The organism is Albidovulum sp. (genome assembly GCF_008933605.1).
Lineage (GTDB): Bacteria > Pseudomonadota > Alphaproteobacteria > Rhodobacterales > Rhodobacteraceae > Albidovulum.
The window spans coordinates 1-22,455 of the sequence record NZ_WBUS01000044.1; the positions used below are offsets into that span (position 1 = coordinate 1).

26 protein-coding genes are annotated in these 22,455 nt (G+C 66.9%); 19 read left to right on the forward strand and 7 right to left on the reverse strand.

The window, feature by feature from the left end; genetic code table 11:
- Positions 1 to 174 precede the first annotated feature (174 nt).
- The 7 genes from rplO (at position 175) to rplQ (ending at position 5,431) form a co-directional block, all read left to right on the forward strand.
- Positions 175 to 648, forward strand: a complete 474-nt coding sequence (rplO, locus tag F9K34_RS08080) for a 50S ribosomal protein L15 (RefSeq protein ID WP_291336404.1) — start codon at positions 175 to 177, stop codon at positions 646 to 648.
- A gap of 103 nt (positions 649 to 751) precedes the next feature.
- Positions 752 to 2,113 (forward strand): preprotein translocase subunit SecY, encoded by a 1,362-nt coding sequence (gene secY, locus F9K34_RS08085; protein ID WP_291336405.1) that lies wholly within the window; start codon positions 752 to 754, stop codon positions 2,111 to 2,113.
- Between the two features lie 12 nt (positions 2,114 to 2,125).
- On the forward strand, positions 2,126 to 2,785 hold the full coding sequence (locus F9K34_RS08090) for an adenylate kinase (RefSeq protein ID WP_291336406.1): 660 nt from the start codon (positions 2,126 to 2,128) through the stop codon (positions 2,783 to 2,785).
- 177 nt (positions 2,786 to 2,962) lie between these two features.
- The gene (gene rpsM, locus F9K34_RS08095; protein WP_291336407.1) at positions 2,963 to 3,331 is read left to right on the forward strand and encodes a 30S ribosomal protein S13; all 369 of its coding nucleotides are present in this window, start codon (positions 2,963 to 2,965) and stop codon (positions 3,329 to 3,331) included.
- Positions 3,332 to 3,346: 15 nt separating this feature from the next.
- Positions 3,347 to 3,736, forward strand: a complete 390-nt coding sequence (gene rpsK, locus F9K34_RS08100) for a 30S ribosomal protein S11 (protein ID WP_291336408.1) — start codon at positions 3,347 to 3,349, stop codon at positions 3,734 to 3,736.
- A 118-nt stretch (positions 3,737 to 3,854) separates the two neighbouring features.
- Positions 3,855 to 4,871 (forward strand): DNA-directed RNA polymerase subunit alpha, encoded by a 1,017-nt coding sequence (locus tag F9K34_RS08105; protein WP_291336409.1) that lies wholly within the window; start codon positions 3,855 to 3,857, stop codon positions 4,869 to 4,871.
- Positions 4,872 to 5,011: 140 nt separating this feature from the next.
- The gene (gene rplQ, locus F9K34_RS08110; RefSeq protein WP_291336410.1) at positions 5,012 to 5,431 is read left to right on the forward strand and encodes a 50S ribosomal protein L17; all 420 of its coding nucleotides are present in this window, start codon (positions 5,012 to 5,014) and stop codon (positions 5,429 to 5,431) included.
- 104 nt (positions 5,432 to 5,535) lie between these two features.
- Here rplQ and F9K34_RS08115 read toward each other — a convergent pair whose 3' ends face one another.
- Entirely contained in the window at positions 5,536 to 5,772 is a 237-nt protein-coding gene (locus F9K34_RS08115; protein ID WP_291336411.1) for a hypothetical protein, read from the reverse strand.
- A 26-nt stretch (positions 5,773 to 5,798) separates the two neighbouring features.
- On the opposite strand from F9K34_RS08115, the gene F9K34_RS08120 reads away from it, so the two are divergent.
- From F9K34_RS08120 to F9K34_RS08170, 11 genes are all read left to right on the forward strand, one after another.
- A complete protein-coding gene (locus tag F9K34_RS08120) occupies positions 5,799 to 6,410 on the forward strand; it encodes a helix-turn-helix transcriptional regulator (protein WP_291336412.1) in 612 nt (203 codons plus the stop codon).
- Between the two features lie 62 nt (positions 6,411 to 6,472).
- The gene (locus tag F9K34_RS08125; protein WP_291336413.1) at positions 6,473 to 7,063 is read left to right on the forward strand and encodes an acyl-homoserine-lactone synthase; all 591 of its coding nucleotides are present in this window, start codon (positions 6,473 to 6,475) and stop codon (positions 7,061 to 7,063) included.
- Between the two features lie 86 nt (positions 7,064 to 7,149).
- Complete coding sequence (locus F9K34_RS08130) at positions 7,150 to 8,463, forward strand: replication-associated recombination protein A (protein WP_291336414.1); 1,314 nt, start codon at positions 7,150 to 7,152, stop codon at positions 8,461 to 8,463.
- A 115-nt stretch (positions 8,464 to 8,578) separates the two neighbouring features.
- Entirely contained in the window at positions 8,579 to 8,956 is a 378-nt protein-coding gene (gene crcB / locus F9K34_RS08135; RefSeq protein WP_291336415.1) for a fluoride efflux transporter CrcB, read from the forward strand.
- Positions 8,953 to 10,002 carry an RluA family pseudouridine synthase gene (locus tag F9K34_RS08140; protein ID WP_291336416.1) on the forward strand — a complete coding sequence of 350 codons (1,050 nt, stop codon included), beginning with the start codon at positions 8,953 to 8,955 and terminating at the stop codon, positions 10,000 to 10,002. Before crcB ends, F9K34_RS08140 begins: the two co-directional genes overlap by 4 nt.
- Positions 9,999 to 10,673 carry an HAD-IA family hydrolase gene (locus F9K34_RS08145; RefSeq protein WP_291336417.1) on the forward strand — a complete coding sequence of 225 codons (675 nt, stop codon included), beginning with the start codon at positions 9,999 to 10,001 and terminating at the stop codon, positions 10,671 to 10,673. The genes F9K34_RS08140 and F9K34_RS08145 overlap by 4 nt, the downstream gene beginning before the upstream one ends.
- Positions 10,670 to 11,389: an ATP12 family chaperone protein gene (locus F9K34_RS08150; protein WP_291336418.1), complete on the forward strand. Its 720-nt coding sequence runs from the start codon at positions 10,670 to 10,672 to the stop codon at positions 11,387 to 11,389. Before F9K34_RS08145 ends, F9K34_RS08150 begins: the two co-directional genes overlap by 4 nt.
- 227 nt (positions 11,390 to 11,616) lie before the next feature.
- Entirely contained in the window at positions 11,617 to 12,633 is a 1,017-nt protein-coding gene (locus tag F9K34_RS08155) for an amino acid ABC transporter substrate-binding protein (protein ID WP_291336419.1), read from the forward strand.
- A 134-nt stretch (positions 12,634 to 12,767) separates the two neighbouring features.
- Positions 12,768 to 14,045 (forward strand): amino acid ABC transporter permease, encoded by a 1,278-nt coding sequence (locus F9K34_RS08160; RefSeq protein ID WP_291336420.1) that lies wholly within the window; start codon positions 12,768 to 12,770, stop codon positions 14,043 to 14,045.
- A 1-nt stretch (position 14,046) separates the two neighbouring features.
- Positions 14,047 to 15,495 carry an amino acid ABC transporter permease gene (locus F9K34_RS08165; RefSeq protein WP_291336421.1) on the forward strand — a complete coding sequence of 483 codons (1,449 nt, stop codon included), beginning with the start codon at positions 14,047 to 14,049 and terminating at the stop codon, positions 15,493 to 15,495.
- An 11-nt stretch (positions 15,496 to 15,506) separates the two neighbouring features.
- Positions 15,507 to 16,301: an amino acid ABC transporter ATP-binding protein gene (locus F9K34_RS08170; protein ID WP_291336422.1), complete on the forward strand. Its 795-nt coding sequence runs from the start codon at positions 15,507 to 15,509 to the stop codon at positions 16,299 to 16,301.
- Positions 16,302 to 16,376: 75 nt separating this feature from the next.
- On the opposite strand, the gene F9K34_RS08175 is transcribed toward F9K34_RS08170, so the two are convergent.
- The 3 genes from F9K34_RS08175 to argB are packed head-to-tail and all read right to left on the reverse strand — an operon-like array spanning position 16,377 to position 18,423.
- Entirely contained in the window at positions 16,377 to 16,895 is a 519-nt protein-coding gene (locus tag F9K34_RS08175; RefSeq protein WP_291336423.1) for a SixA phosphatase family protein, read from the reverse strand.
- Complete coding sequence (locus F9K34_RS08180; RefSeq protein WP_291336424.1) at positions 16,892 to 17,548, reverse strand: ferredoxin; 657 nt, start codon at positions 17,546 to 17,548, stop codon at positions 16,892 to 16,894. Before F9K34_RS08180 ends, F9K34_RS08175 begins: the two co-directional genes overlap by 4 nt.
- Entirely contained in the window at positions 17,545 to 18,423 is an 879-nt protein-coding gene (argB, locus tag F9K34_RS08185; RefSeq protein WP_291336429.1) for an acetylglutamate kinase, read from the reverse strand. The genes F9K34_RS08180 and argB overlap by 4 nt, the downstream gene beginning before the upstream one ends.
- 135 nt (positions 18,424 to 18,558) lie before the next feature.
- On the opposite strand from argB, the gene F9K34_RS08190 reads away from it, so the two are divergent.
- Positions 18,559 to 19,290, forward strand: a complete 732-nt coding sequence (locus F9K34_RS08190) for an SDR family oxidoreductase (RefSeq protein ID WP_291336425.1) — start codon at positions 18,559 to 18,561, stop codon at positions 19,288 to 19,290.
- An 88-nt stretch (positions 19,291 to 19,378) separates the two neighbouring features.
- Here F9K34_RS08190 and yihA read toward each other — a convergent pair whose 3' ends face one another.
- The 3 genes from yihA to yidC form a co-directional block, all read right to left on the reverse strand.
- Positions 19,379 to 20,032 (reverse strand): ribosome biogenesis GTP-binding protein YihA/YsxC, encoded by a 654-nt coding sequence (gene yihA / locus F9K34_RS08195; RefSeq protein WP_291336426.1) that lies wholly within the window; start codon positions 20,030 to 20,032, stop codon positions 19,379 to 19,381.
- A complete protein-coding gene (locus tag F9K34_RS08200; RefSeq protein WP_291336427.1) occupies positions 20,029 to 20,796 on the reverse strand; it encodes an MOSC domain-containing protein in 768 nt (255 codons plus the stop codon). Before F9K34_RS08200 ends, yihA begins: the two co-directional genes overlap by 4 nt.
- Positions 20,793 to 22,455: membrane protein insertase YidC (gene yidC, locus F9K34_RS08205; protein ID WP_291336428.1), on the reverse strand; the 1,663-nt coding region annotated here is incomplete at its 5' end. The genes yidC and F9K34_RS08200, both read right to left, overlap by 4 nt.

The window sequence follows — 22,455 nt, forward strand, 5'->3', positions numbered from 1 at the left end:
CGCCGGGGCCTTTCCATTTCGTGATGCGCTGCGGGCACCGCATCGCCCTTGATCCGGGCAGCCTTCCCGTCTATACGCCCGCGGGTGGCCCGGAAGGGTCCGAGTCAACAACCAAGAAATGCCGTGTGGCCCCATCCGTCGCTGGCGGGGCTTTTCCGGCCAAGGAGAAGCGACATGAAACTGAACGAACTCCGGGACAATCCCGGTGCAGCGAAGAAGTCCAAGCGCGTCGCGCGCGGTCCCGGGTCCGGCAAGGGCAAGACCGCCGGCCGCGGCATCAAGGGCCAGAAGTCCCGCTCGGGCGTCGCCATCGGCGGCTACGAAGGCGGCCAGATGCCGCTTTACCGCCGGCTGCCGAAGCGCGGCTTCAACAAGCCCAACCAGAAGAAGTTCGCCGTGGTGAACCTCGGCCAGATCCAAAGCTTCGTCGATGCGGGCCGGCTCGACGCCAAGGCCGAAATCACCGAGGACGTTCTGGTCGCGGCCGGTGTCGTCCGCCGCAAGCTCGACGGCATCCGCGTGCTCGCCAAGGGCGAGATCAAGGCCAAGCTGAAGCTCGCCGTCACCGGCGCGTCGAAGGCCGCGGTCGAAGCCGTCGAGAAGGCCGGCGGCTCGCTTTCCGTCACGGCGGCGGCAACGGCCGAATAAGGTGTTGTGGGCGACCTTCGCGGCGCTTACATAGGCACGTGTTTTCCAAGCGCCGCCTGACCGGAAAACGGTCCGGCGGCGCTTCCACATGAGAGAGACCGGAATGGCATCTGCTGCAGAGCAAATGGCGGCGAACATCAGTTGGGGCGCCCTCGGCAAGGCCACGGACCTTCGCCAGCGCATCTTCTTCACGCTCGGGCTGCTGATCGTCTACCGCCTTGGCACCTACATTCCGGTGCCGGGCATCGACACGACAGCCCTGCGCGAGTTCATGCAGAGCGCCTCGCAGGGCATCGGCGGGATGCTGCAGATGTTCACCGGCGGCGCGCTCGGCCGCATGGGCATCTTCGCGCTCGGCATCATGCCCTACATCTCGGCCTCGATCATCGTCCAGCTGCTGACGGCGATGGTGCCCGCGCTCGACCAGCTGAAGAAGGAAGGCGAGCAGGGGCGCAAGAAGATCAACCAGTACACCCGCTACGGCACGGTAGTCCTGGCGACCTTCCAGGCCTACGGGCTGGCAAAGAGCCTCGAGGCGGGCAACCTCGCCCACGATCCCGGGCTCTTCTTCCAGGCGGCGACGGTAATCACGCTCGTCGGCGGCACGATGTTCCTGATGTGGATCGGCGAACAGATCACCGCGCGCGGCATCGGCAACGGCACCTCGCTCATCATCTTCGTCGGCATCATCGCCGAGGTTCCCGGCGCGCTCGCCCAGTTCTTCGAGCAGGGCCGTGTGGGCAACATCCATCCCGGCGTCATCCTCGGCGTCATGGCGATGGTGGTGGGCGTGATCGCCTTCGTCGTGTTCATGGAGCGGGCGCTGAGGAAGATCCACATCCAGTACCCGCGCCGCCAGGTCGGCATGAAGATCTATGACGGCTCGTCCTCGCACCTGCCGATCAAGGTCAACCCGGCCGGCGTGATCCCGGCGATCTTCGCCTCGTCGCTCCTCCTCCTGCCGACGACGGTCTCGACCTTCTCGGGCGCCCAGACGGGCCCCGTCATGTCAACGATCCTCGCCTACTTCGGCCCCGGCCAGCCGCTCTACCTCCTGTTCTTCTCGGCGATGATCGTCTTCTTCACTTACTTCTACACCGCCAACGTCGCCTTCAAGTCGGACGATGTGGCCGAGAACCTGAAGAACCAGGGCGGGTTCATCCCCGGCATCCGTCCGGGAGGCAAGACGGTCGATTACCTCGACTATGTCGTGGCCCGTATCCTCGTCGTGGGTTCGGCCTATCTGGCGGCCGTCTGCCTGCTTCCCGAAATCCTGCGCTCGCAGTTCGCGATCCCGTTCTACTTCGGCGGCACCTCGGTGCTGATCGTCGTCTCGGTGACGATGGACACGATCAACCAGATCCAGTCCCACCTTCTGGCGCACCAGTATGAGGGGCTCATCGAGAAATCGCAGCTGCGGGGCAAGAAGCGGGGCGCCACGCGCAAGGCGCCTGCCCGCCGCTAAGGGGGACAGTCCATGACCAACATTATCCTGCTCGGCCCGCCGGGCGCGGGGAAAGGTACGCAGGCACGCCGGCTGGTCGAGGAACGCGGGCTTGTCCAGCTTTCGACCGGCGACATGCTGCGGGAGGCGCAGACCTCCGGCACGGAGATGGGCAGGAAGGTCGCCGCTGTCATGGCGGCGGGGCAGCTCGTGACCGACGAGATCGTGATCGGCCTCATCGAGGAGAAGCTGAAAGCGGCGAAGGCCAAGGGATTCATTTTCGACGGCTTTCCGCGCACGCTCGCCCAGGCCGATGCGCTCGGGGCGCTCCTGAAGCGGTCGGGGCAGGCGCTCGATGCCGTCATCGAGATGCGCGTCGATGACGAGGCCCTCGTCGATCGCATCTCCGGCCGGTTCACCTGCGGCAACTGCGGCGAGGTCTACCACGACCGGACCAAGTCCACGGCGAAGCCGGGCGTCTGCGATGTCTGCGGCTCTGCCGATCTCAGGCGCCGCGCCGACGACAACGCCGAAAGCCTGAAGCAGCGGCTGATGGAATACTACAAGAAGACCTCGCCGCTCATCGGCTATTATTACGCCACCGGCGATCTCTCCACCGTCGACGGTCTGGCCGAGATCGACGCCGTGGCGAAATCCATCGCCGATGTGCTTGACAAGGCAAAGGGTGCTTGACGACCCGGGCCAAACCCACTAGGTCACGGCGTCTCTGACGAGAATCGTCTTGATTTGCCGGGCTTTCCCCATTGCGAATCAGTGAGGCCAAGCCGGCCCGAAGCCCCCCGCGGCCTCGGGCCACAGTTGTGAAAAAAGGTTCTGGCGCTACGGAACCGCAACGAAAGGAAGACACGCGTGGCACGTATTGCTGGCGTCAACATCCCGACGGGGAAACGCGTCCCCATCGCCCTCCAGTATATCCACGGCATCGGCCCGGACATCGCGCGCAAGATCTGCGAAGCGGTGAAGATCGACTCGGCCCGCCGGGTGAACGAGCTTTCCGACTCCGAAGTGCTCGCGATCCGCGAACATATCGACGCGAACTACACGGTCGAGGGCGACCTGCGCCGTGAAGTCACGATGAACATCAAGCGGCTCATGGACCTCGGCTGCTACCGCGGCCTGCGCCACCGCAAGGGCCTGCCCGTACGCGGCCAGCGCACCCACACCAACGCCCGCACCCGCAAGGGCCCGGCGAAAGCCATCGCCGGCAAGAAGAAGTAAGGGGAGGGTTCCGATATGGCACGCGACAAGACCCGCATGAAGCGCAAGGAGCGCAAGAACATCGCCGCCGGCGTGGCGCATGTGAACTCCTCCTTCAACAACACCAAGATCCTGATCTCGGACGTTCAGGGCAACGCCATCGCCTGGTCGTCGGCCGGCACGATGGGCTTCAAGGGGTCGCGCAAGTCGACGCCCTATGCCGCCCAGATGGCCGCCGAGGACGCCGGCCGCAAGGCGCAGGAGCATGGCGTCAAGACGCTGGAAGTCGAAGTCCAGGGACCGGGCTCGGGCCGCGAATCCGCGCTCCGCGCCCTGGCCTCCGTCGGCTTCAGCATCACGTCGATCCGCGACGTGACGCCGATTGCGCACAACGGCTGCCGTCCCCCGAAGCGCCGTCGCGTCTGACGCAGATCACCGCCACCCGGACCCTGCCGCGAGGCACGGGGCCCGGGTGGCCTTCGCATTTTCCTCGGGCGTTCCCGGCGTCGGTCATGAGCCGGGGGCAGGTATGGAGGCAGAACGCATGATCCACAAGAATTGGGCCGATCTGATCAAGCCACAGCAGCTTGAAGTCAAGCCGGGCAACGATCCTCAGCGCCAGGCGACACTGATCGCCGAGCCCCTGGAGCGCGGTTTCGGGCTGACGCTCGGCAACGCGCTGCGGCGGGTGCTGATGTCGTCGCTTCAGGGCGCGGCGATCACCTCGGTGCAGATCGACAACGTCCTGCACGAGTTCTCGTCGGTCGCCGGCGTGCGCGAGGACGTGACCGACATCGTCCTGAACCTCAAGGGCGTGCGGCTGAAGATGGACGTCGAGGGGCCGAAGCGGCTCTCGATCTCAGCCAAGGGCCCGGGCGTCGTCACGGCAGGCGACATCTCGGAATCCAACGGGATCGAGGTCCTCAACAAGGACCACGTGATCTGCCACCTTGACGAGGGCGCGGACCTCTTCATGGAACTGACGGTGGACACCGGCAAGGGCTATGTCGCGGCCGACAAGAACCGTCCGGAGGATGCGCCCATCGGCCTCATCCCGATCGACGCGATCTATTCGCCGGTCAAGAAGGTCAGCTACGAGGTCCAGCCCACCCGCGAGGGCCAGGTGCTCGACTACGACAAGCTGACCATGAAGATCGAGACCGACGGCTCGCTGACGCCGGATGACGCGGTGGCCTACGCCGCCCGCATCCTGCAGGACCAGCTTGGCATCTTCGTGAACTTCGAGGAACCGGAATCGGCCGGCAAGGGCGAGGCGGAAGAAGGGCTGGAGTTCAATCCGCTCCTCCTGAAGAAGGTGGACGAGCTGGAGCTTTCGGTGCGCTCGGCCAACTGCCTGAAGAACGACAACATCGTCTATATTGGCGACCTCATCCAGAAGACCGAGGCGGAGATGCTGCGCACCCCGAACTTCGGCCGCAAGTCGCTGAACGAGATCAAGGAAGTGCTCTCGGGCATGGGCTTGCACCTCGGTATGGACGTCGAGAACTGGCCGCCGGAAAACATCGAGGACCTCGCCAAGCGGTTCGAGGACCAGTTCTGATTGACTTCGCGGGGGCGGTCGCCTAGACGGCCCCCGCAAATGCCCGCGATGGCGGGGAACGACCGGGTCGCAGGCCCCCAAGGAGAGCGGCGCGAGGACCACGCCCGCCGGACAAAGCAAAACACGGATAGGAGTTTGAAATGCGTCACGCCCGCGGCTATCGCCGTCTGAACCGTACACACGAGCATCGCAAGGCGCTCTGGGCCAACATGGCCGGTTCGCTCATCGAACACGAACAGATCAAGACCACCCTTCCCAAGGCGAAGGAACTGCGCCCGATCGTGGAGAAGCTGATCACGCTCGCAAAGCGTGGCGATCTGCACGCCCGCCGCCTGGCGGCGGCGCAACTGAAGCAGGACAAGCATGTCGCACGCCTGTTCGAGATCCTCGGGCCCCGCTACAAGGAGCGTCAGGGTGGCTACGTGCGCATCCTGAAGGCCGGCTTCCGCTATGGCGATATGGCGCCGATGGCGATCGTTGAATTCGTGGACCGCGACCCGGCGGCCAAGGGCGCGGCGGACAAGGCGCGCCTGGAGGCTGAGGAAGCGGCCGAATCCTGACCATCCGGTGCCGGATTCTCTGGCTAGAGAAAAAACCCCGCCGGACAACCGGCGGGGTTTTTTGTTCGAAGCGGCCGTGTCCGCGCCGCTCGCGCCGGACGCCGTCAGTTCGCCTCGGCGCGCGACGGGCGCGCGTCGCAGCGCAATTTCTCGGCAATGCCGTCGATCATGTGCGACAGTTGCGCGTCCGCTACCGGCGTGGCACCCAGGAATTCGAGAAGGTCAGCCCGGGCGGAATCGGGGAGCCGCATGACTCTGGCAAAAAGGCCGGGATTGATCGTATGCAAAATGCTAACCCTCGGAAAGAAGTACGGTTCGTCGCACAATTTACGGTTGACCATCCTGAAAGCAACTTGTCTAAAAGGACATGTCCGGAATGCCAACACTCGATCCGATCCTGCACTCGCTGGCGCTGATGGCGCCGGCCGGGTATTTCATTGGGCTGCACATTCGCTACGCCTCGCCGCTGATGCAGTTCTCGAACTACAATCAGGACTGGCTGGATCACTACACCGAGAAGGCCTACGCGCTGCGTGACCCGACGATCGCCTGGGGGTTCAGCAAGGAAGGCGCCTGCCGCTGGTCGGAGATCGATGTCCCCGACCCCTTCGGCCTTTTCACCGAAGCGAAGGCTTTCGGGCTGGTCTTTGGCCTCACCGTGTCCTGCGGCCCGATCCGGTCCAGGACGATTTCGAGTTTCGCGCGCTCCGACCGCGACTTCCACGACGATGAGGTCGAGAAGATCACGCACCTGGTACGCCGGCTCCATGACATCACCGAGCCGCCCGAGAGTCTGACGACGGCTCAAATCGAAGCTCTGCGGCTGATCGCCGCGGGGGACCGCCACGCGGCAGCAGCAGCCAAGCTGAACATCTCCGAAAGCGCGCTCAAGGCCCGTCTCATGTCCGCGCGGCAGAAGCTGCTCGCGCGGACCACGGCCGAGGCGATCCAGCGCGCCAAGGACTACCGGCTGATGTGATCCGATGACGGTTTCCCGCCTCCATGCAGGGTTTCCTGGAACTTCGAAGCGGGGGTCTAAGTATGAACACGACAATCCTGTCCTTTGCCAATCTCCATAACCACGGAGAGCTGTTCGCGAACCTCTTCCGGGCGCGAAAACAGTCCTTCATCGTCGAGAAGCGCTGGAACCTGCCCGAGGCGCTCGACATGGAGTACGACCAGTACGACACGCCGGCGAGCCGCTGGATCGCCATCCACGACCACACCGGCCAGGTCTATGCCGGCATCCGCCTGACACCGACGACGGCGAAGTGCGGCATCTACAGCTACATGATCCGCGATGCACAGCGCGGGCTTCTCGCCAGCCTGCCCGCCGATCTTCTCTACGAGGAAGCGCCGGTCGATCCCAACATCTGGGAATGCACGCGCGTCTTCGTGCTGCACACCGTGCCGCAGTCGATCCGCCGCCGGGTGCATGGCTACATGGTCAGCGCGATGGTGAAATCCGCGCGTGACGTCGGCGCCACCCAGCTGATCGCCATCACGCCCGCGAACTGGCCTCGCTGGTATGGCCGTTGCGGGCTGACCGCGACGGCCGTCGGGCCGGTGATGTTCATCGACGACGGCGACTACCAATGCGTTCAGATCGATCTTTCGGCGAAGATGCACTGACCTTGACGGCCCCTTCGGCGGCGGGGAACCCCGGCCGGCCGCCGAGCCGCCTTTCCGACGTCCCCGGCGCGATGTAGTCTCGCGCCATGTCCGACCTCTTCGACCGAGCCGACATCGAGGCGCCCGAAACCGCCCATCCGCGCCCCCTGGCGGACCGGCTGAGGCCGCGCACGCTTTCCGAGGTCATCGGCCAGGACAAGGTGCTCGCGCCCGAGGGCCCGCTTGGCGCCATGCTTGCGGCGGGCAGCCTGTCCTCGCTCATCCTCTGGGGGCCGCCCGGAGTCGGCAAGACGACCATCGCCCGGCTTCTCGCCGACGCGACCGACCTCGACTTCGTCCAGATCAGCGCGATCTTCACCGGAATCCCGGACCTCCGGAAGGTCTTCGAGGCCGCGAGGCTCCGCCGCACCCAGGGGCGCGGCACGCTCCTCTTCGTCGACGAGATCCACCGCTTCAACAAGGCCCAGCAGGACGGCTTCTTGCCCCATATGGAGGATGGCACCATCGTCCTCGTCGGCGCGACGACGGAAAACCCGTCGTTCGAGCTGAACGCGGCGCTCCTCAGCCGCGCCCAGGTGATCGTCCTCGAACGGCTTTCCCCCGCCGATCTGGAACGCCTCGTCCAGCGCGCGGAGAAGGAGATCGGCCGCGCCCTGCCGCTGAAGGCCGAGGCCCGCGCAGCGCTGATCGAGATGGCCGATGGCGACGGCCGCGCGCTGCTCAACCTCATCGAGCAGGTCGCCGCGTGGAAACTTGCCGCGCCCCTTACGACCGAGGCGCTGGCAAGCCGCCTGATGCGGCGCGCGGCGAAATACGACAAGTCGGGGGACGAGCATTACAACCTCATCTCGGCCCTGCACAAATCCGTCCGCGGCTCGGACCCCGACGCGGCGCTTTACTGGTTTGCCCGGATGCTCGAGGGCGGCGAGGACCCCCGTTTCCTCGCGCGCCGGCTGACCCGCATGGCGGTGGAGGACATCGGCCTCGCCGACCCGCAGGCGCAATCGCTCTGCCTGCACGCCTGGGAGGTCTACGAGCGCCTTGGCAGCCCCGAGGGCGAACTGGCGCTGGCGCAGGCGGTGACCTACCTTGCGCTCGCGCCGAAGTCGAACGCGGGCTATGTTGCCTACAAGGCCGCCCGGGACATGGCGCGGAAGACCGGGTCCGAACCGCCGCCGAAGCACATCCTGAACGCACCGACACGGCTGATGAAGGATCAGGGCTACGGCGCGGGCTATGCCTACGACCACGACTCCGAGGACGCCTTCTCGGGGCAGGACTACTTCCCCGAGGCGATGAAGCGCCCCGTTCTCTACCAGCCGGTCGAGCGCGGCTACGAACGCGAACTGAAAAAGCGGCTCGACTGGTTTGCCAGGCTCCGCGCCGAACGCAATCGCTGAGCCTGTCATCGTGGCCGAAATACTCTCCGGGGTGAACCGGCCGCGGCGCCAGGAGGGTGCGGACAGCCCCCTAGGCCCGTTGACTTCGCGCGCGCCGCGCGGGAAGGAGGACGCCATGATCCAGACCCTTCTCCAGGTTGCCCTCGGTGGCGCGCTCGGCGCTTCGGCGCGCTATCTTGTCAACGTGGGCACGATGCGCCTGATCGGCCCCGGTTTCCCCTGGGCGACCGTCGCGGTGAACGTCCTCGGCTCGTTTCTCATGGGCGCGCTCGTCGTCACCCTCGCGCACAAGGACGCGACGCGGCTCGCGCCCTTGCTGATGACCGGGATTCTCGGGGGATTCACCACCTTCTCCGCCTTCTCGCTCGATGCGCTCACGCTTTGGGAGCGGGGGCAGGCCAGCCTTGCCGCCGCCTATGTCGCGGGCTCCGTCATCCTGTCCCTCGCCGGCATCGTCGCCGGAATGGCCGCCGCGCGGGGGGTCTTCGCATGAGCGGCGTCGTCACCCTGACCGTTGCCGAGGCCGAGGGAGAGGCGCGGCTTGACCGCTGGCTGAAGAGGCACTTCCCCGAGATCACGCAGGGTCAGGTGGAAAAACTCTGCCGCACGGGCCAGGTCCGTGTCGATGGCGGCCGCGTGAAGGCCTCCACCCGCGTCGCCCCGGGCCAGCAGGTCCGCGTCCCGCCGTTGCCCAAGGCGGTGCCGGCGACGGCGCCCAGGCCGGAGGCCGGGATCAGCGAGGCCGACGCGCGGATGATCCAGGCGGCCGTCCTCTGGAAGGACGAACACATCATCGCCCTGAACAAGCCGCCGGGCCTGCCGTCGCAGGGCGGCTCGGGGCAGGGCGGGCGTCATGTCGACGGGCTGGCCCCGGCGCTGGCCTTCGGTTACAAGGACCGCCCGAAGCTCGTCCACCGGCTCGACAAGGACACCTCCGGGGTCCTGCTCCTTGCCCGCACCGACCGCGTGGCCCGGGCGCTGTCAGAGGCGTTCCGGTCGCGCAGCACCCGCAAGATCTACTGGGCGGCGGTCGCAGGCGTGCCATCGCCGAAGATGGGCACCGTCCGTTTCGGCCTGGTCAAGGCGCCGGGGCACGGGCGCGGAGGCGAGGGCGAGAAGATGGTCGCCGTCCATCCCGCGAAGGTCGACGAGACCGAGGGCGCGAAACGTGCGACCACCGATTATGCGGTGCTCGACGCGCTCGGCAGCCGCGCGGCCTGGGTGGCGCTGGTGCCGATCACCGGGCGCACGCACCAGCTGCGCGCTCACATGGCGGAGATAGGCCACCCGATCGTCGGCGACGGCAAGTATGGCGGGTCCGGGCAGGAGAACCTCGGCGACGGCTGGGGCGCCCAGCTGGGCGGCGAGATCAGCCGCAAGCTTCACCTCCACGCCCGCTCGATCAGCTTCGACCACCCGGTGACCGGCAAGCGCATCACCCTGACCGCGCCCTTGCCGGACCACATGAAGCGCACATGGAAGACGCTCGGCTGGTCCGAGGCGGACGTGCCCGCCGACCCCTTCGCGGAGGAAGCATGACGGCCGACCCCAGGCTCGTCGTCTTCGACGTGGACGGCACGCTGATCGACAGCCAGGACCACATCCTTGCGGCGATGGACCATGCCTTTGCCGCAACGGGTGCGACGTTGCCCGCGCGCGAGGCGGTGCTCTCGATCGTCGGCCTGTCGCTCCCCGTCGCGGTGGAGCGTCTGGTGCCACACCTTCCCGATGGCACACGCGCGGATATCGTCGCGGCCTACAAGGCAAGCTTCGGCCAGCTCCGCGCGAGGACCCTCTCGCCGCTCTTTCCCGGCGCGGCCGAGGCGCTTCGGACGCTTCGCGCGCGGCCGGAGGTCATGCTCGGCGTCGCCACGGGAAAGTCGCGCAGGGGCCTTTCCCATATCCTCGATGCGCATGGGCTCAACGCGCATTTCGTCACGACCCAGGTCGCCGACGACCACCCGTCGAAGCCGCACCCCTCGATGCTTCTCGCAGCACTCGCCGAGACGGGGACCGAGGCCGCGCGGGCGGTGATGATCGGCGACACGACGTTCGACATCGAGATGGGGCTGGCCGCCGGCATGGCCACGGTGGGCGTCGCCTGGGGCTATCATCCTGTGGCCGAGCTTGCCGCCGCCGGCGCCGACACCGTGATCGCGCGATTCGACGACCTGGTGCCGGCGCTCGACGATCTCTGGAGGGCGGCATGACCGCGTGGAAGGCGAAACGGTTCTGGAAGACGGTGACGGTCGTGCCGGAGGGGGGCAGCTTCGCCGTGCGGCTCGACGCGCGGCCAGTGAAGACCCCGGCGAAACGGCCCCTCCTCCTTCCGACCCGCGCGATGGCCGATGCGGTCGCGGCCGAATGGGCGGCGGTCGAGGGTGGCATCGACCCGCTGCGGATGCCCGTGACCCGCGCGGCCAATGCCGCGGTCGACAAGGTTGCGACGCAGTTTGACGAGGTCGCTGCGATGATCGCAGCCTATGGCGGCTCGGACCTGCTCTGCTATCGCGCCGAGGGACCGGAGGAGCTTGTCCGTGCGCAGGCCAAAGCCTGGGATCCGATGCTCGACTGGGGCGGGCAGGCCTTCGGTGCGCGACTCGTCGCCACGCGCGGCATCGAGCCGGTGGAGCAGCCGGCGGCGGCGTTCGCCGCGATGTCGGCCGAAGTCTTCGCCTGCTCGCCCTTCGAGCTGACCGCGCTTCACGACCTGGTCGCGCTGACGGGGTCGCTCGTCCTCGGCCTTGCGGCGACGCGCGACGAGTTCGACGCGGAAGCGCTCTGGCGTCTGTCCCGATTCGACGAGGACTGGCAGGCGTCGCAATGGGGCCACGACGAGGAAGCGGCCGAGGCGGCCGAGCGCAAGCGCGCCGACTTCCATGCCGCGCGTCATTTCTGGTCGCTCTGCCGCTCCCGTGGGGAATAATGTTGCGCGGATCCCCCGCGCGACCCCTCCCGCCCTGGGCGGCCACGCGATTGTCGCTTTCCGCGGGGGAAACGCGAGATTGCTTTCTTGACGTCGCCGGCGCATCCGGCAAGACTTCGCCTACTCAAATCCTCGGCCGCAAGGCGGACAGGGGACCAATGAACAGCGCCAGGACCACCTGGCCCAAACCGCCGTCTGGGGAGACGGCAACTCAGGAAGAGGTAAGCATGAAAAAATCCGTATTCCTCGGGACGCTGGCCGCGACCACCGTTCTGGCCGGCTTCGCATCGGCGGCGACGCTTGACGATGTGAAGGCCCGGGGTGAGCTCATCTGTGGCGTGAACACCGGCCTCGTCGGCTTTGCCGCGCCGGATGCGAACGGCAACTGGCAGGGCTTCGACGTGGCCGTCTGCAAGGCCGTCGCCGCCGCCGTGCTCGGCGATGCCTCGAAGGTCAAGTACGTGCCCACCACCGGCGAGACCCGCTTCACCGCGCTCGCCTCGGGCGAGATCGACCTTCTGTCGCGCAACACCACCTGGACCTTCTCGCGCGACACCGATCTCAAGTTCACCTTTGTCGGCGTCAACTACTACGACGGTCAGGGCTTCATGGTCCGCAAGGATCTCGGCGTGTCCTCGGCCAAGGAACTCGATGGCGCGACCGTCTGCATCCAGACCGGCACCACGACGGAACTCAACCTGGCTGACTTCTTCAAGGTCAACAACATGACCTACCAGCCGGTTCCGATCAACACGAACGCCGAAGGCGAGCAGCAGTACCTCGCCGGCGCCTGTGACGCCTACACGACCGACGCCTCGGGCCTGGCCGCGACGCGCGCCGTCTTCGCCGATCCCGAGAATCACATCATCCTGCCGGAGATCATCTCGAAGGAGCCGCTCGGTCCGCTCGTCCGGCACGGCGACGACCAGTGGGCCGACATCGTCCGCTGGACGCTCAACGCGCTCATCGCCGCCGAAGAGTATGGCGTGACCTCGGCCAACGTCGAGGAACTGGCCAAGGGCACGAACAACCCCGAGATCAACCGGATGCTCGGCACCGAGGGCGACCTCGGCACGATGATCGGGCTCGACAAGGACTGGGCGAAGCGCGCGATCGCCGCCACGGGCAACTATGGCGAAGTCTTCGCGGCGAGCATCGGCGAATCGACCCCGATCGGTCTCGCGCGCGGCCTGAACGCGCAGTGGACGCAGGGCGGCCTGCTCTACACCCCGCCGTTCCGCTGATCTGACCATCACCGGGGGCGCTTCCGCGAGGGGGCGCCCCTTCGGTTCTCAACAGGGACAATCCGGGGCGAGGGGCATCGAGACCCCGAAAGGACTGGCGCATGCCAGCCGCGCCATCCGGGCGGGGATACGACATGACTGCTGTTACGGACGCTCCAAAGGACGCATTCCGTCTGAGCATGCTCATCTACGATACGCGGTATCGGTCGATGACCATCCAGATCGTCGTGCTGCTCCTGTTCATGGCCGGTGCTGCCTGGCTTGTCGACAACATCGTCAGGAACCTGCAGACGCTCGGCAAGGACTTCAGCTTTGACTTCCTCTGGTACCGAGCCGGCTACGACATCAATCAGACGCTGATCCCCTATACGAACGACAGCACGCATGGGCGCGCGCTCTTCGTGGGGCTCGTCAACACGATCCTGGTGTCCGTCATGGGCTGCGTTGCGGCCACGATCATCGGGGTATTCGTCGGCATCCTGCGGCTGTCCAAGAACTGGCTCGTGGGCCGGATCATGACGGTCTATGTCGAGACCTTCCGCAACGTGCCGCTGCTTCTCTGGATCCTTGTGGCGCTCGCCGTCTTCACCGAGATCACGCCGGCGCCGAACCAGTTCCGCGTGACCGAACAGATGATCGCCGAGGGGACGGAGCCCGAGGCAACGATGTCGTTCTTCGACAGCATCGCCATCACCAACCGCGGCACCTACGTTCCCGCGCCGGAAGTGTCGCGCAGCCTCGGCTCGTTCACGGTTCTCGACGTGCCGATCAGCCTGAACGTGCTCGCGTTCCTCGCCGCGGTGGCGATCGCCGTTTTAGGATACCGCGCCATCAGGGCCAGCGCGTCACGGGTGCAGGAGGCGACAGGTGTGCGCCCGGTGACGTGGTGGAAGAGCCTTCTCATGCTGCTGGTGCTGCCGGTCGGGCTTCTCGTCGCGCTGGGCTTCCATCTCAGCTATCCCGAACTCGCGGGGTTCAACTTCAAGGGAGGAATCAACGTATCGAACGCGCTGATGTCGCTCTGGCTGGCGCTGACGCTCTATACTGCCGCCTTCATCGCCGAGATCGTCCGTGCCGGGATCATGGCGATCTCGAAGGGGCAGACGGAAGCCGCCTTCGCGCTCGGACTCAGGCCGGGGCGCACGATGAATCTGATCATCCTGCCGCAGGCGCTGCGGGTCATCATCCCGCCCCTGATCTCGCAGTACCTGAACCTGATGAAGAACTCCTCGCTCGCCATTGCCGTCAGCTACATGGATCTGCGCGGCACGCTCGGCGGCATCACGCTCAACCAGACGGGGCGGGAACTGGAGTGCATCCTGCTGATGATGCTGATCTATCTGGCTCTGAGCCTGCTGATCTCTTCGGCGATGAACGTCTACAACAACGCCGTAAAGCTGAAGGAGCGCTGAGATGTCGGACCTTCACGCACAGACCGCTCCCTTTGTCCGCGACACGATGCTGCCGCCCGACCCGCCGCCGGCGATGCAGTCCGGTGCGGTGAAGTGGCTTCGGGAAAACCTTTTCTCCGGCTGGCTCAATACCCTGCTCACGATCGCCGGGCTCGCTGCGATCCTGTTCCTTGTGCAGAAGTTCCTGCCATGGTTCCTGCATTCGGTCTGGGACGCGGGTTCGATCACCGAATGCCGTGCGATCATCGAGGAGCGCTGGGGACCTGGCGCCGAGGGAGCCTGCTGGGCGGTGATCCGCGAACGCTGGCCGCAGTTCCTCTACGGCTTCTATCCGGCGGAACTCTACTGGCGTCCCGTCCTTGCCTTCGGGCTCCTGCTCATCGCGATCGGGCCGATCCTCTTCACGCAAAGCCAGCGGGCGGCGACGATCTTCATCGCCCTCATCGCGGCGCTGACGGTCGTGTCGATCCTCGCGCTTGGCCAATACAACGTCCTGGCGCTCGTCTTCGTGGCGGCGCTCGTCGCGGTGCAGGTCTACGCGCCACGACGGCTGATGATCTTCACGCTTCTCTATCCGGCGGTAGGCTTCTGGCTCCTGTGGGGCGGGTCGGTCTGGGTGCCCGTCGTCGCTGTGCTGGGCTTCGTGCTCGGATGGCTGGCGTTTTCGCTGGTCCAGCCTCGCGGCGGCTCGATCCTCGCGGTCGTCGCGGCGGTGCTCGTGCCGACCTTCTGGTGGCTCTTCGCCGCAGGGCCCGTGGCCGGCGCGTTGCAAGGCGTGGTGCCCCTCGGCATCGAGGCCGTCCGCTCTGACCGCTTCGGCGGCTTCGTCCTCGCGCTGACCATCGGCGTCACCGGCATCGCCTTCTCGCTGCCCATTGGGATCATCCTCGCGCTCGGCCGGCGGTCGGACATGTTCCTCGTGAAGACGCTCTGCGTCGGCTTCATCGAGTTCATCCGCGGCGTGCCACTGATCACGCTCCTCTTCACCGCCTCGCTGCTCCTGAACTACTTCCTGCCGCCGGGAACCAACTTCGACATCATCCTGCGCGTCATCATCATGGTGACGCTGTTCGCCTCGGCCTATATCGCCGAGGTGATCCGAGGTGGGCTCGCCGCGCTGCCGCGCGGGCAATACGAGGCTGCCGATGCCCTGGGGCTCGACTACTGGAAGGCGCAGCGGCTGATCATCATGCCGCAGGCACTCAAGATCTCGATCCCCGGCATCGTCTCCTCCTTCATCGGGCTCTTCAAGGACACGACGCTCGTCATTTTCGTCGGCCTTCTCGACCCCCTGAAGGGCATCACGGACGCCGTTCGCGCCTCCATTGAGTGGAAGGGCGCCTACTGGGAACCCTACATCTTCGTCGGCGTGATCTTCTGGATCATCTGCTTCAGCATGTCGCGCTACTCAATGTATCTCGAACGCCTGCTGAAACGCGAGCATCGCTAAGGAGCCCGCCCATGTCGGACCCGCACGCCATCACCCGCAATATCGACCGTAGCCACATGCAGGTGTCGGACGAGGTCGCGATCCAGATCGCCAACATGAACAAGTGGTACGGGACATTCCACGTCCTGCGCGACATCAACATGACGGTGAACCGGGGCGAACGCATCGTCATCTGTGGCCCCTCAGGGTCGGGCAAGTCCACGCTCATCCGCTGCATCAACCGCCTGGAAGAACACCAGGCGGGCCAGATCATCGTCGACGGGACGGAGCTTTCCTCCGACATCAAGAACATCGACAAGGTGCGCTCCGAGGTCGGCATGGTGTTCCAGCACTTCAACCTCTTCCCGCATCTGACCATCATAGAGAACTGCACGCTCGCCCCGATCTGGGTCCGCAAGGTTCCCAAGAAGGAGGCCGAGGAAACGGCGATGCATTTCCTCCATAAGGTCAAGATTCCCGAGCAGGCCCACAAGTACCCCGGCCAGCTTTCGGGCGGCCAGCAGCAGCGGGTTGCCATCGCCCGCTCGCTCTGCATGAAACCGCGGATCATGCTCTTCGACGAGCCGACATCGGCCCTTGATCCCGAGATGATCAAGGAGGTGCTCGACACCATGATCGAGCTCGCCGAGGAGGGGATGACCATGCTCTGCGTCACCCACGAGATGGGTTTTGCGCAGGCTGTGGCGAACCGGGTGATCTTCATGGACCAGGGCCAGATCGTCGAGCAGAATGCGCCGAAGGAATTCTTCAACAACCCGCAGTCGGACCGGACGAAGCTCTTCCTGAGCCAGATCCTTGGGCACTGAACGCCGGCGCGGCTGCCCGGGGCCCCGGCCCCGAGGCCGCGAGGCGTTCCGGGACGGGCGACGGGAAGCGGGGCCTCAGTCGCGCCCGGAGGGCACGAAAAAGTCGAGCACACTGCCCGAGGCGGGCGCGACATCCTTCCAGTCCGCCACCTGGAAATCGACGACGAGCGTCGCGGCCGTGGGATAGCGGCGGAAGTCGGGATCGGCCGGGGCACGGGCCGGCAGCAGGGCGGCAAAGGCGGCGATGCCCGGGTTGTGGCCGATCATCATCACGCAGTCGCCGGTCGCTTCGCGCAGGACGTCGAGCATCGTCGCGGGCGCGGCGTGATAGAGCGTCTCCAGATAGGCGACCTTCGGCGTCACCTCCAGCGGTGCCGCGGCGGCGCGGGCCCAGGTTTCGCGCGTCCGCGCGGCGGTTGAACAGAGGACCTCGTCCGGCTCGTATCCGCGAGAATGCAGCCATTCGCCAAGTTCCAGCGCGGCGCGCCGTCCGCGGGCATTCAGCGGGCGGTCGTGATCGGCCGTCGCCGGATCGACCCACGAGGACTTGGCATGGCGTGTGAGGATCAGGCGGCGGTGGCCGGGCGGGGTCATCGATGAAACAGCCTCATGTGATAGGCGGATTGTTCGGGCAGCCTGCCATAGGCGCGTGAGATCGGGCAAGCGCGGCGAACGATGCAGCCCGAGGAAAGGCAATCGGCGCCGTCCGCGGTGTCGAGGAACGCATGACAGGCGGCGACGTCGTAGCCCCGGGCATCGAGCGCGCCGGCGGGGCAGGCGGAGAGACAGGGCTTCGAGGCGCACGCGGCGCAGGGAGAGGCTGCGGGGGGCACCGACAACTCGATCCGCCCAGGCAGCGCGATGGCGCCTCGGTAGGAGACCATGAGCCCAGCCCGGTCGTGGACGAGGAGCGTGACTGGCGAGGCGAAGGCGCGGCCGGACCGCAGCGCCCAGGCGTAGAACGGATGATGGGGCGGCCCGCCGAAGGGAAAGAGCGCCTGCCCCCCGAGGTCCCGCGCCAGCCCGGCCACGACCCGCGCCGACCAGCGGTCCAGCGGATCGGGCGACCCGTCGCGCCATTCGGGGGAGCCGGTGAGCCTGGCCCAGAACCCGGGTTCGCGCGGACCGAGAAGGAGGAGCGTGCCGGTGCCCCCGGGCGTGCGGTCACCCGGCCCGGGGTGGAACGCGCCGAGGAGGTCGAGCGCCTCGGCCGAGGCCCGTGTCGCGATCTCTTCGTAGGTGGTCACGTGCGGCGCGGCTTCACGCGCGGCTCGGTCGAGCGGATGATGGAGCCGGCGCCGTGGTCGGTGAAAAGCTCCAGCAGGCAGGCGTTCGGCTGCCGCCCGTCGAGGATCACGGCAGCGCGCACCCCGCCTTCCACGGCGGCGAGCGCGGTTTCCACCTTCGGGATCATCCCGCCTGAGATCGTGCCGTCGGCGATCATCCCGCGCACCTCGTCGGGCGAAAGCTGGGTGACGACCTCGCCCTCCCGGTTCTTCACGCCAGAGACATCGGTGAGCAGGAGCAGCCGGTCGGCCTTCAGCGCCGCGGCGAGCGCGCCGGCGGCAGTGTCGCCGTTAACGTTGAACGTCTCGTTCGCCTTCATCCCGGTGGCGACGGGCGCCACCACCGGAATGATCCCGGCGGCGAAGAGATCGCGCAGGACCTGCACGTTCATCTCCACCGGGCGGCCCACGAAGCCGAGATCGGGGTCGTCGGCCTCGCAGACCATGAGGTCGTCGTCCTTGCCCGAAAGCCCTACGGCGCGGCCGCCCTCGTCCATGATCGCCTGCACGATCCGCTTGTTGACAAGGCCCGTCAGCACCATCTCCACGACCTCGACGGTGGCCTTGTCGGTCACGCGCTTGCCGCGCACGAACTCCGACTTGATGCCGAGCCGGGCGAGGAGGTCGTTGATCATCGGCCCGCCGCCATGGACGACGACGGGGTTCACGCCGACCTGGCGCATCAGCACGATGTCGCGCGCGAACTCGGCCATCGCGGCCTCGTCGCCCATTGCGTTGCCGCCGAACTTCACGACGACGACCGCGCCGGCATAGCGCTGGAGATAGGGGAGCGCCTCGGACAGGGTCCGGGCGGTGGCGATCCAGTCACGATCCATCTGCTGCTTTCTCATCGCGCGGGTCCTTCTGACGCGCCCCTGTTAGCCCGTCGCGCGGGACCTGCCAAGGGCCGAGGGGCGTTGCCTTTCCCCGGCGAATGCATAGCTTGGCGCCATGGCTCAGCGGAGGCCGGCATGGGCGAGACGAAAACCCTTCTTCTGACCGGGGCTTCCCGCGGGATCGGGCACGCGACGGTGATGCGCTTCGCCCGCGAGGGCTGGCGCGTCATCACCTGTTCGCGCCAGCCCTTCCCGGAGGCATGCCCCTGGGGCGGGGGCCGCGACGACCACATCGTCATCGACCTCGCCGATCCCAACCGGACAATCGAGGCCATCGCGGGAATCCGCAGGAAACTCGGCGGCAAGCTTCATGCGCTGGTGAACAACGCCGGCATCTCGCCCAAGGGCCCGGGAGGGGGTCGGCTTTCCACGCTCGACACCGACCTCAGGACCTGGGGTCACGTGTTCCACGTCAATTTCTTCGCCTCCATCGTGCTCGCCCGCGGGCTCCGGGAGGAGTTGTCGGCGGCACGGGGCGCGGTGGTCAACGTCACCTCCATCGCGGGTTCACGCGTGCATCCCTTCGCCGGCGCGGCCTATGCGACGTCGAAGGCGGCGCTGAAGGCGCTGACGCGCGAGATGGCGCATGACTTCGGCCCCATGGGCGTGCGGGTGAACGCCATCGCGCCCGGCGAGATCGAGACCTCGATCCTGTCGCCGGGGACCGAGAAGATCGTCGAGACGCTGCCCCTGCGCCGGCTCGGCCAGCCACGCGAGGTCGCGGAGGTCATCTGGTTCCTCTGCTCGGACGCTTCCTCCTACGTCACCGGGACGGAGATCGAGGTGAACGCGGGGCAGCACGTCTGAGGATTTCGGCCGCTTGCGCGGCCGACCCGCCGGAGGGGCGCTGCCCCTCCGGACCTCCCCGAGTATTTCGGCCAAGAAGACGGAGGGGCTATTCCAGCCCGGCGATGATGGCGCGGAGCGTCTCGATGCCCTCGTCCTCTTCCGACGAGGTGACGACAAGCTCGGGGTAGGCGGCGGGATGCTTCTGGAGCGCGGCCCGCACCTCGGCCAGGACCCTGTCGCGCTCCGCCGCCTTCACCTTGTCGGCCTTGGTGAGCACGGTCTGGAACGGCACGGCGGACCGGTCGAGGAGGGTCAGGATCTCCTCGTCCACCGGCTTGATGCCGTGGCGCATGTCGATGAGCACGAAGGCCCGGCGGAGCGTCGAGCGGCCGGAGAGGTAGGACTTGAGAAGCGCCTGCCATTTCGCGACAACGGCCACGGGCGCCTCGGCGAAGCCGTATCCCGGCAGGTCGACGAGATAGCGCGCATTCCCGGCGGCGAAGAAGTTGATTTCCTGCGTGCGGCCGGGGGTGTTGGAGGCGCGGGCGAGGTTCTTGCGGCCGGTGAGCGCGTTGATGAGCGAGGATTTCCCGACGTTGGAGCGCCCCGCGAAGCAGACCTCGATCCGGTCGGCGGGGGGGAGACCGTCCATCCGGACGACGCCCTTCACGAAATCGACGGGTCCGGCGAAGAGCAGCCGGCCGCGTTCCGCAGCCTCGGCGCCGGGCGCTTCGGCGAGGGGGAAGGGGAGCGCGGTCACAGGACCTCCACCCGGTCACCGCGCGCCACGGGGCCGCCTTCGACCACGGTGCAGAAGACGCCGAGGTCGGTATGGCCGTATTCCGCCTGAAGAAGGCGGAGCATGTCGATGTCGCGGGCGCCACTCTCGGCGTTGGCGTCGGTGGCGCGGCAGCGGCCCACGCGTTCCACGACCTCCAGGGTGGCCCCGCCAATGCGCAGACGCCGGCCGATGAGGTCGAGCTCCGCAAAGGGCGCCCAGCCGTCGATCCAGAAATTGGCGCGGAAGCGGCGGGGCGAGAGCCGCGTGCCCGCGCGCGCGGAGAGGTCATCGAGCGAGGCGCTGCCGATGAGCGAGACGTAGGGAACGGCTTCGTCGGTGAGCGGCTGGCCGGGCGCGCGTACCACCGCGGTCGGGGCCGGTGCATCCGCGGGCCAGATCGGCCGCAGCCAGGCGACGAGCTTCGCCTGATCCGCCGGGTCCTCGGGGTCGATGTCGAGCTGCCGGAGGTCCGGGTGATGCAGCCTGAGGCGTCCGTCGGCCTGCATCGAGGCCGTCACCGCCATCAGTGAGGGCCCGGCGCGGCCGGTGAGGAAATTCGCCTTGGACCCCCAGGCGCTCGCCCGCCCGTCTGCAAGGCGCGCGACCTTGGCGCGGTCGTTCAGGACGGCCCATTCGCGGTCGAGGGGCAGCGAGCGGCCCGTCGCGAGCATGGTCTGGCCGAGATCCTCCGTCCCGATCGACTTGATCGGGTGGCGGAAGATCCGGGCCAGAACGGCGGTCATTTCGACTTTGCCTTGTCCGTCGGTGCGGCGGGCTTGCGTTTGAAGCCCTCCTTGATGTTGCCGAAGAGGTCGGGGCGTTTCCCGTGCATCGACATGATACTGTACTGCTGGATGAAGGTGATCGTGTTGTTGGCGATCCAGTAGAGCACGAGGCCGCTGGCGAAGCTGCCGAGCATGAACATGAAGATCCAGGGCATCCAGGCGAAGATCGCCTGCTGCGTCGGATCGGTCGGGGCCGGGTTCAGCTTCTGCTGGAACCACATCGAGATGCCGAGGAGGATCGGCAGGACGCCCAGCGAGAAGATGAAGAAGAGGCTGCCCGGCTCCGGCGTCGCCCAGGGCAGAAGCCCGAAGAGGTTCAGGACCGAGGAGGGATCGGGCGCCGAGAGGTCGCGGATCCAGCCGACGAAGGGCGCGTGGTAGAGCTCGATCGTGACGTAGATCACCTTGTAGAGCGAGAAGAAGATCGGGATCTGCAGGAGGATCGGCAGGCAGCCGGAGGCCGGGTTCACCTTGTTCTTCTTGTAGAGCTCCATCATTCCCTGCTGGAGCTTCTGGCGGTCCTCGCCGGCCTGCTCCTTCAGCTTCTCCATCTCGGGCTGAAGTTCCTTCATCCGCGCCATCGAGACGTAGGAGGTGCGGGCGAGCGGGAAGACGAGGAGCTTGATGATGACCGTCAGCGCGATGATCGCGAAGCCCATGTTCCCGATCGCGCCGTGGAGCCAGTGCAGCAGTCGGAACATCGGCTTCGTCAGGTAGAAGTACCAGCCCCAGTCGATCGAATCGACGAAGCGGTCGACCTTGGGCCGCGCCGGATCGGTCTTGGCGCCGAGCAGGCTGTCAAACCAGCCGGGGTCGTTCTGGTAGTGGTTGATCGCCTCCCATTCCTTCGCCCCGGCGAAGAGCATGGTCGTCGCCTCGGCCGTCGCGCCGGGAGCGACCTCCATCACCGGCAGGCGCGCCTCGGTCTGGTAGAGATCGGCGCCGGGGACGTACTTGGCGACCGAGGTGAAGGGCTGGCCGGCAACGGGGATGAGCGTCGTCATCCAGTACTTGTCGGTGAAGCCGACCCAGCCGTTCCCGGTCACGCTCTGGAGTTCCGCCGGCGCGCCCTCGCTCGGGTCGGTGTCGAGGTCGGGCATCTTGGCATACTTGATCTCCTGGAGCGTGCCGTCGCTCATCCGCACCACGCCCTCGTGCAGCACATAGATGCGCGAGGCATCGGGGATGCCGTGGCGGGCCACGATCCCGTAGGGCGCAAGGCGGACGGGCGCCCCGGTCGTGTTCTCGACGCGCTGCGTCACCGTGAACAGGAAGTTCTCGTCGACCGAAACGCTCCGGCGGAAGACGAGCCCGGCGCCGTTCTCCCAGGCGAGTGTCACGGGCTGACCCGGGGCGAGGGTGCTGCCGTTCTCCAGCGTCCAGAGCGTCCGGGCGTCCGGCACCGCCGTCGCGGCAAGCCCGCCCGCGGGCAGCCAGCCGTAGACGGCGTAATAGGGTTTGTCGCTGCCTAGTTCGGTGCCGCCGACGGGGGCGAGCAGCCGCACGTCCGGTGCACCGGGGTCGAGCGAGACCTGATAATCCTTGAGCGACAGATCGTCGATGCGGCCGCCGAGGAGCGAGAGCGAGCCCTGGAGCCGTGGCGTGTCGATCTTCACC

Excerpts from the sequence above, each read along its gene's own strand:
- rplO (WP_291336404.1), top strand. The coding sequence starts at position 175 with ATGAAACTGAACGAACTCCGGGACAATCCCGGTGCAGCGAAGAAGTCC.
- secY (WP_291336405.1), top strand. The coding sequence starts at position 752 with ATGGCATCTGCTGCAGAGCAAATGGCGGCGAACATCAGTTGGGGCGCC.
- F9K34_RS08090 (WP_291336406.1), top strand. The coding sequence starts at position 2,126 with ATGACCAACATTATCCTGCTCGGCCCGCCGGGCGCGGGGAAAGGTACG.
- rpsK (WP_291336408.1), top strand. The coding sequence starts at position 3,347 with ATGGCACGCGACAAGACCCGCATGAAGCGCAAGGAGCGCAAGAACATC.
- F9K34_RS08105 (WP_291336409.1), top strand. The coding sequence starts at position 3,855 with ATGATCCACAAGAATTGGGCCGATCTGATCAAGCCACAGCAGCTTGAA.
- rplQ (WP_291336410.1), top strand. The coding sequence starts at position 5,012 with ATGCGTCACGCCCGCGGCTATCGCCGTCTGAACCGTACACACGAGCAT.
- F9K34_RS08115 (WP_291336411.1), bottom strand. The coding sequence starts at position 5,772 with ATGGTCAACCGTAAATTGTGCGACGAACCGTACTTCTTTCCGAGGGTT.
- F9K34_RS08120 (WP_291336412.1), top strand. The coding sequence starts at position 5,799 with ATGTCCGGAATGCCAACACTCGATCCGATCCTGCACTCGCTGGCGCTG.
- F9K34_RS08125 (WP_291336413.1), top strand. The coding sequence starts at position 6,473 with ATGAACACGACAATCCTGTCCTTTGCCAATCTCCATAACCACGGAGAG.
- F9K34_RS08130 (WP_291336414.1), top strand. The coding sequence starts at position 7,150 with ATGTCCGACCTCTTCGACCGAGCCGACATCGAGGCGCCCGAAACCGCC.
- crcB (WP_291336415.1), top strand. The coding sequence starts at position 8,579 with ATGATCCAGACCCTTCTCCAGGTTGCCCTCGGTGGCGCGCTCGGCGCT.
- F9K34_RS08140 (WP_291336416.1), top strand. The coding sequence starts at position 8,953 with ATGAGCGGCGTCGTCACCCTGACCGTTGCCGAGGCCGAGGGAGAGGCG.
- F9K34_RS08145 (WP_291336417.1), top strand. The coding sequence starts at position 9,999 with ATGACGGCCGACCCCAGGCTCGTCGTCTTCGACGTGGACGGCACGCTG.
- F9K34_RS08150 (WP_291336418.1), top strand. The coding sequence starts at position 10,670 with ATGACCGCGTGGAAGGCGAAACGGTTCTGGAAGACGGTGACGGTCGTG.
- F9K34_RS08155 (WP_291336419.1), top strand. The coding sequence starts at position 11,617 with ATGAAAAAATCCGTATTCCTCGGGACGCTGGCCGCGACCACCGTTCTG.
- F9K34_RS08160 (WP_291336420.1), top strand. The coding sequence starts at position 12,768 with ATGACTGCTGTTACGGACGCTCCAAAGGACGCATTCCGTCTGAGCATG.
- F9K34_RS08165 (WP_291336421.1), top strand. The coding sequence starts at position 14,047 with ATGTCGGACCTTCACGCACAGACCGCTCCCTTTGTCCGCGACACGATG.
- F9K34_RS08170 (WP_291336422.1), top strand. The coding sequence starts at position 15,507 with ATGTCGGACCCGCACGCCATCACCCGCAATATCGACCGTAGCCACATG.
- F9K34_RS08175 (WP_291336423.1), bottom strand. The coding sequence starts at position 16,895 with ATGACCCCGCCCGGCCACCGCCGCCTGATCCTCACACGCCATGCCAAG.
- argB (WP_291336429.1), bottom strand. The coding sequence starts at position 18,423 with ATGGATCGTGACTGGATCGCCACCGCCCGGACCCTGTCCGAGGCGCTC.
- F9K34_RS08190 (WP_291336425.1), top strand. The coding sequence starts at position 18,559 with ATGGGCGAGACGAAAACCCTTCTTCTGACCGGGGCTTCCCGCGGGATC.
- F9K34_RS08200 (WP_291336427.1), bottom strand. The coding sequence starts at position 20,796 with ATGACCGCCGTTCTGGCCCGGATCTTCCGCCACCCGATCAAGTCGATC.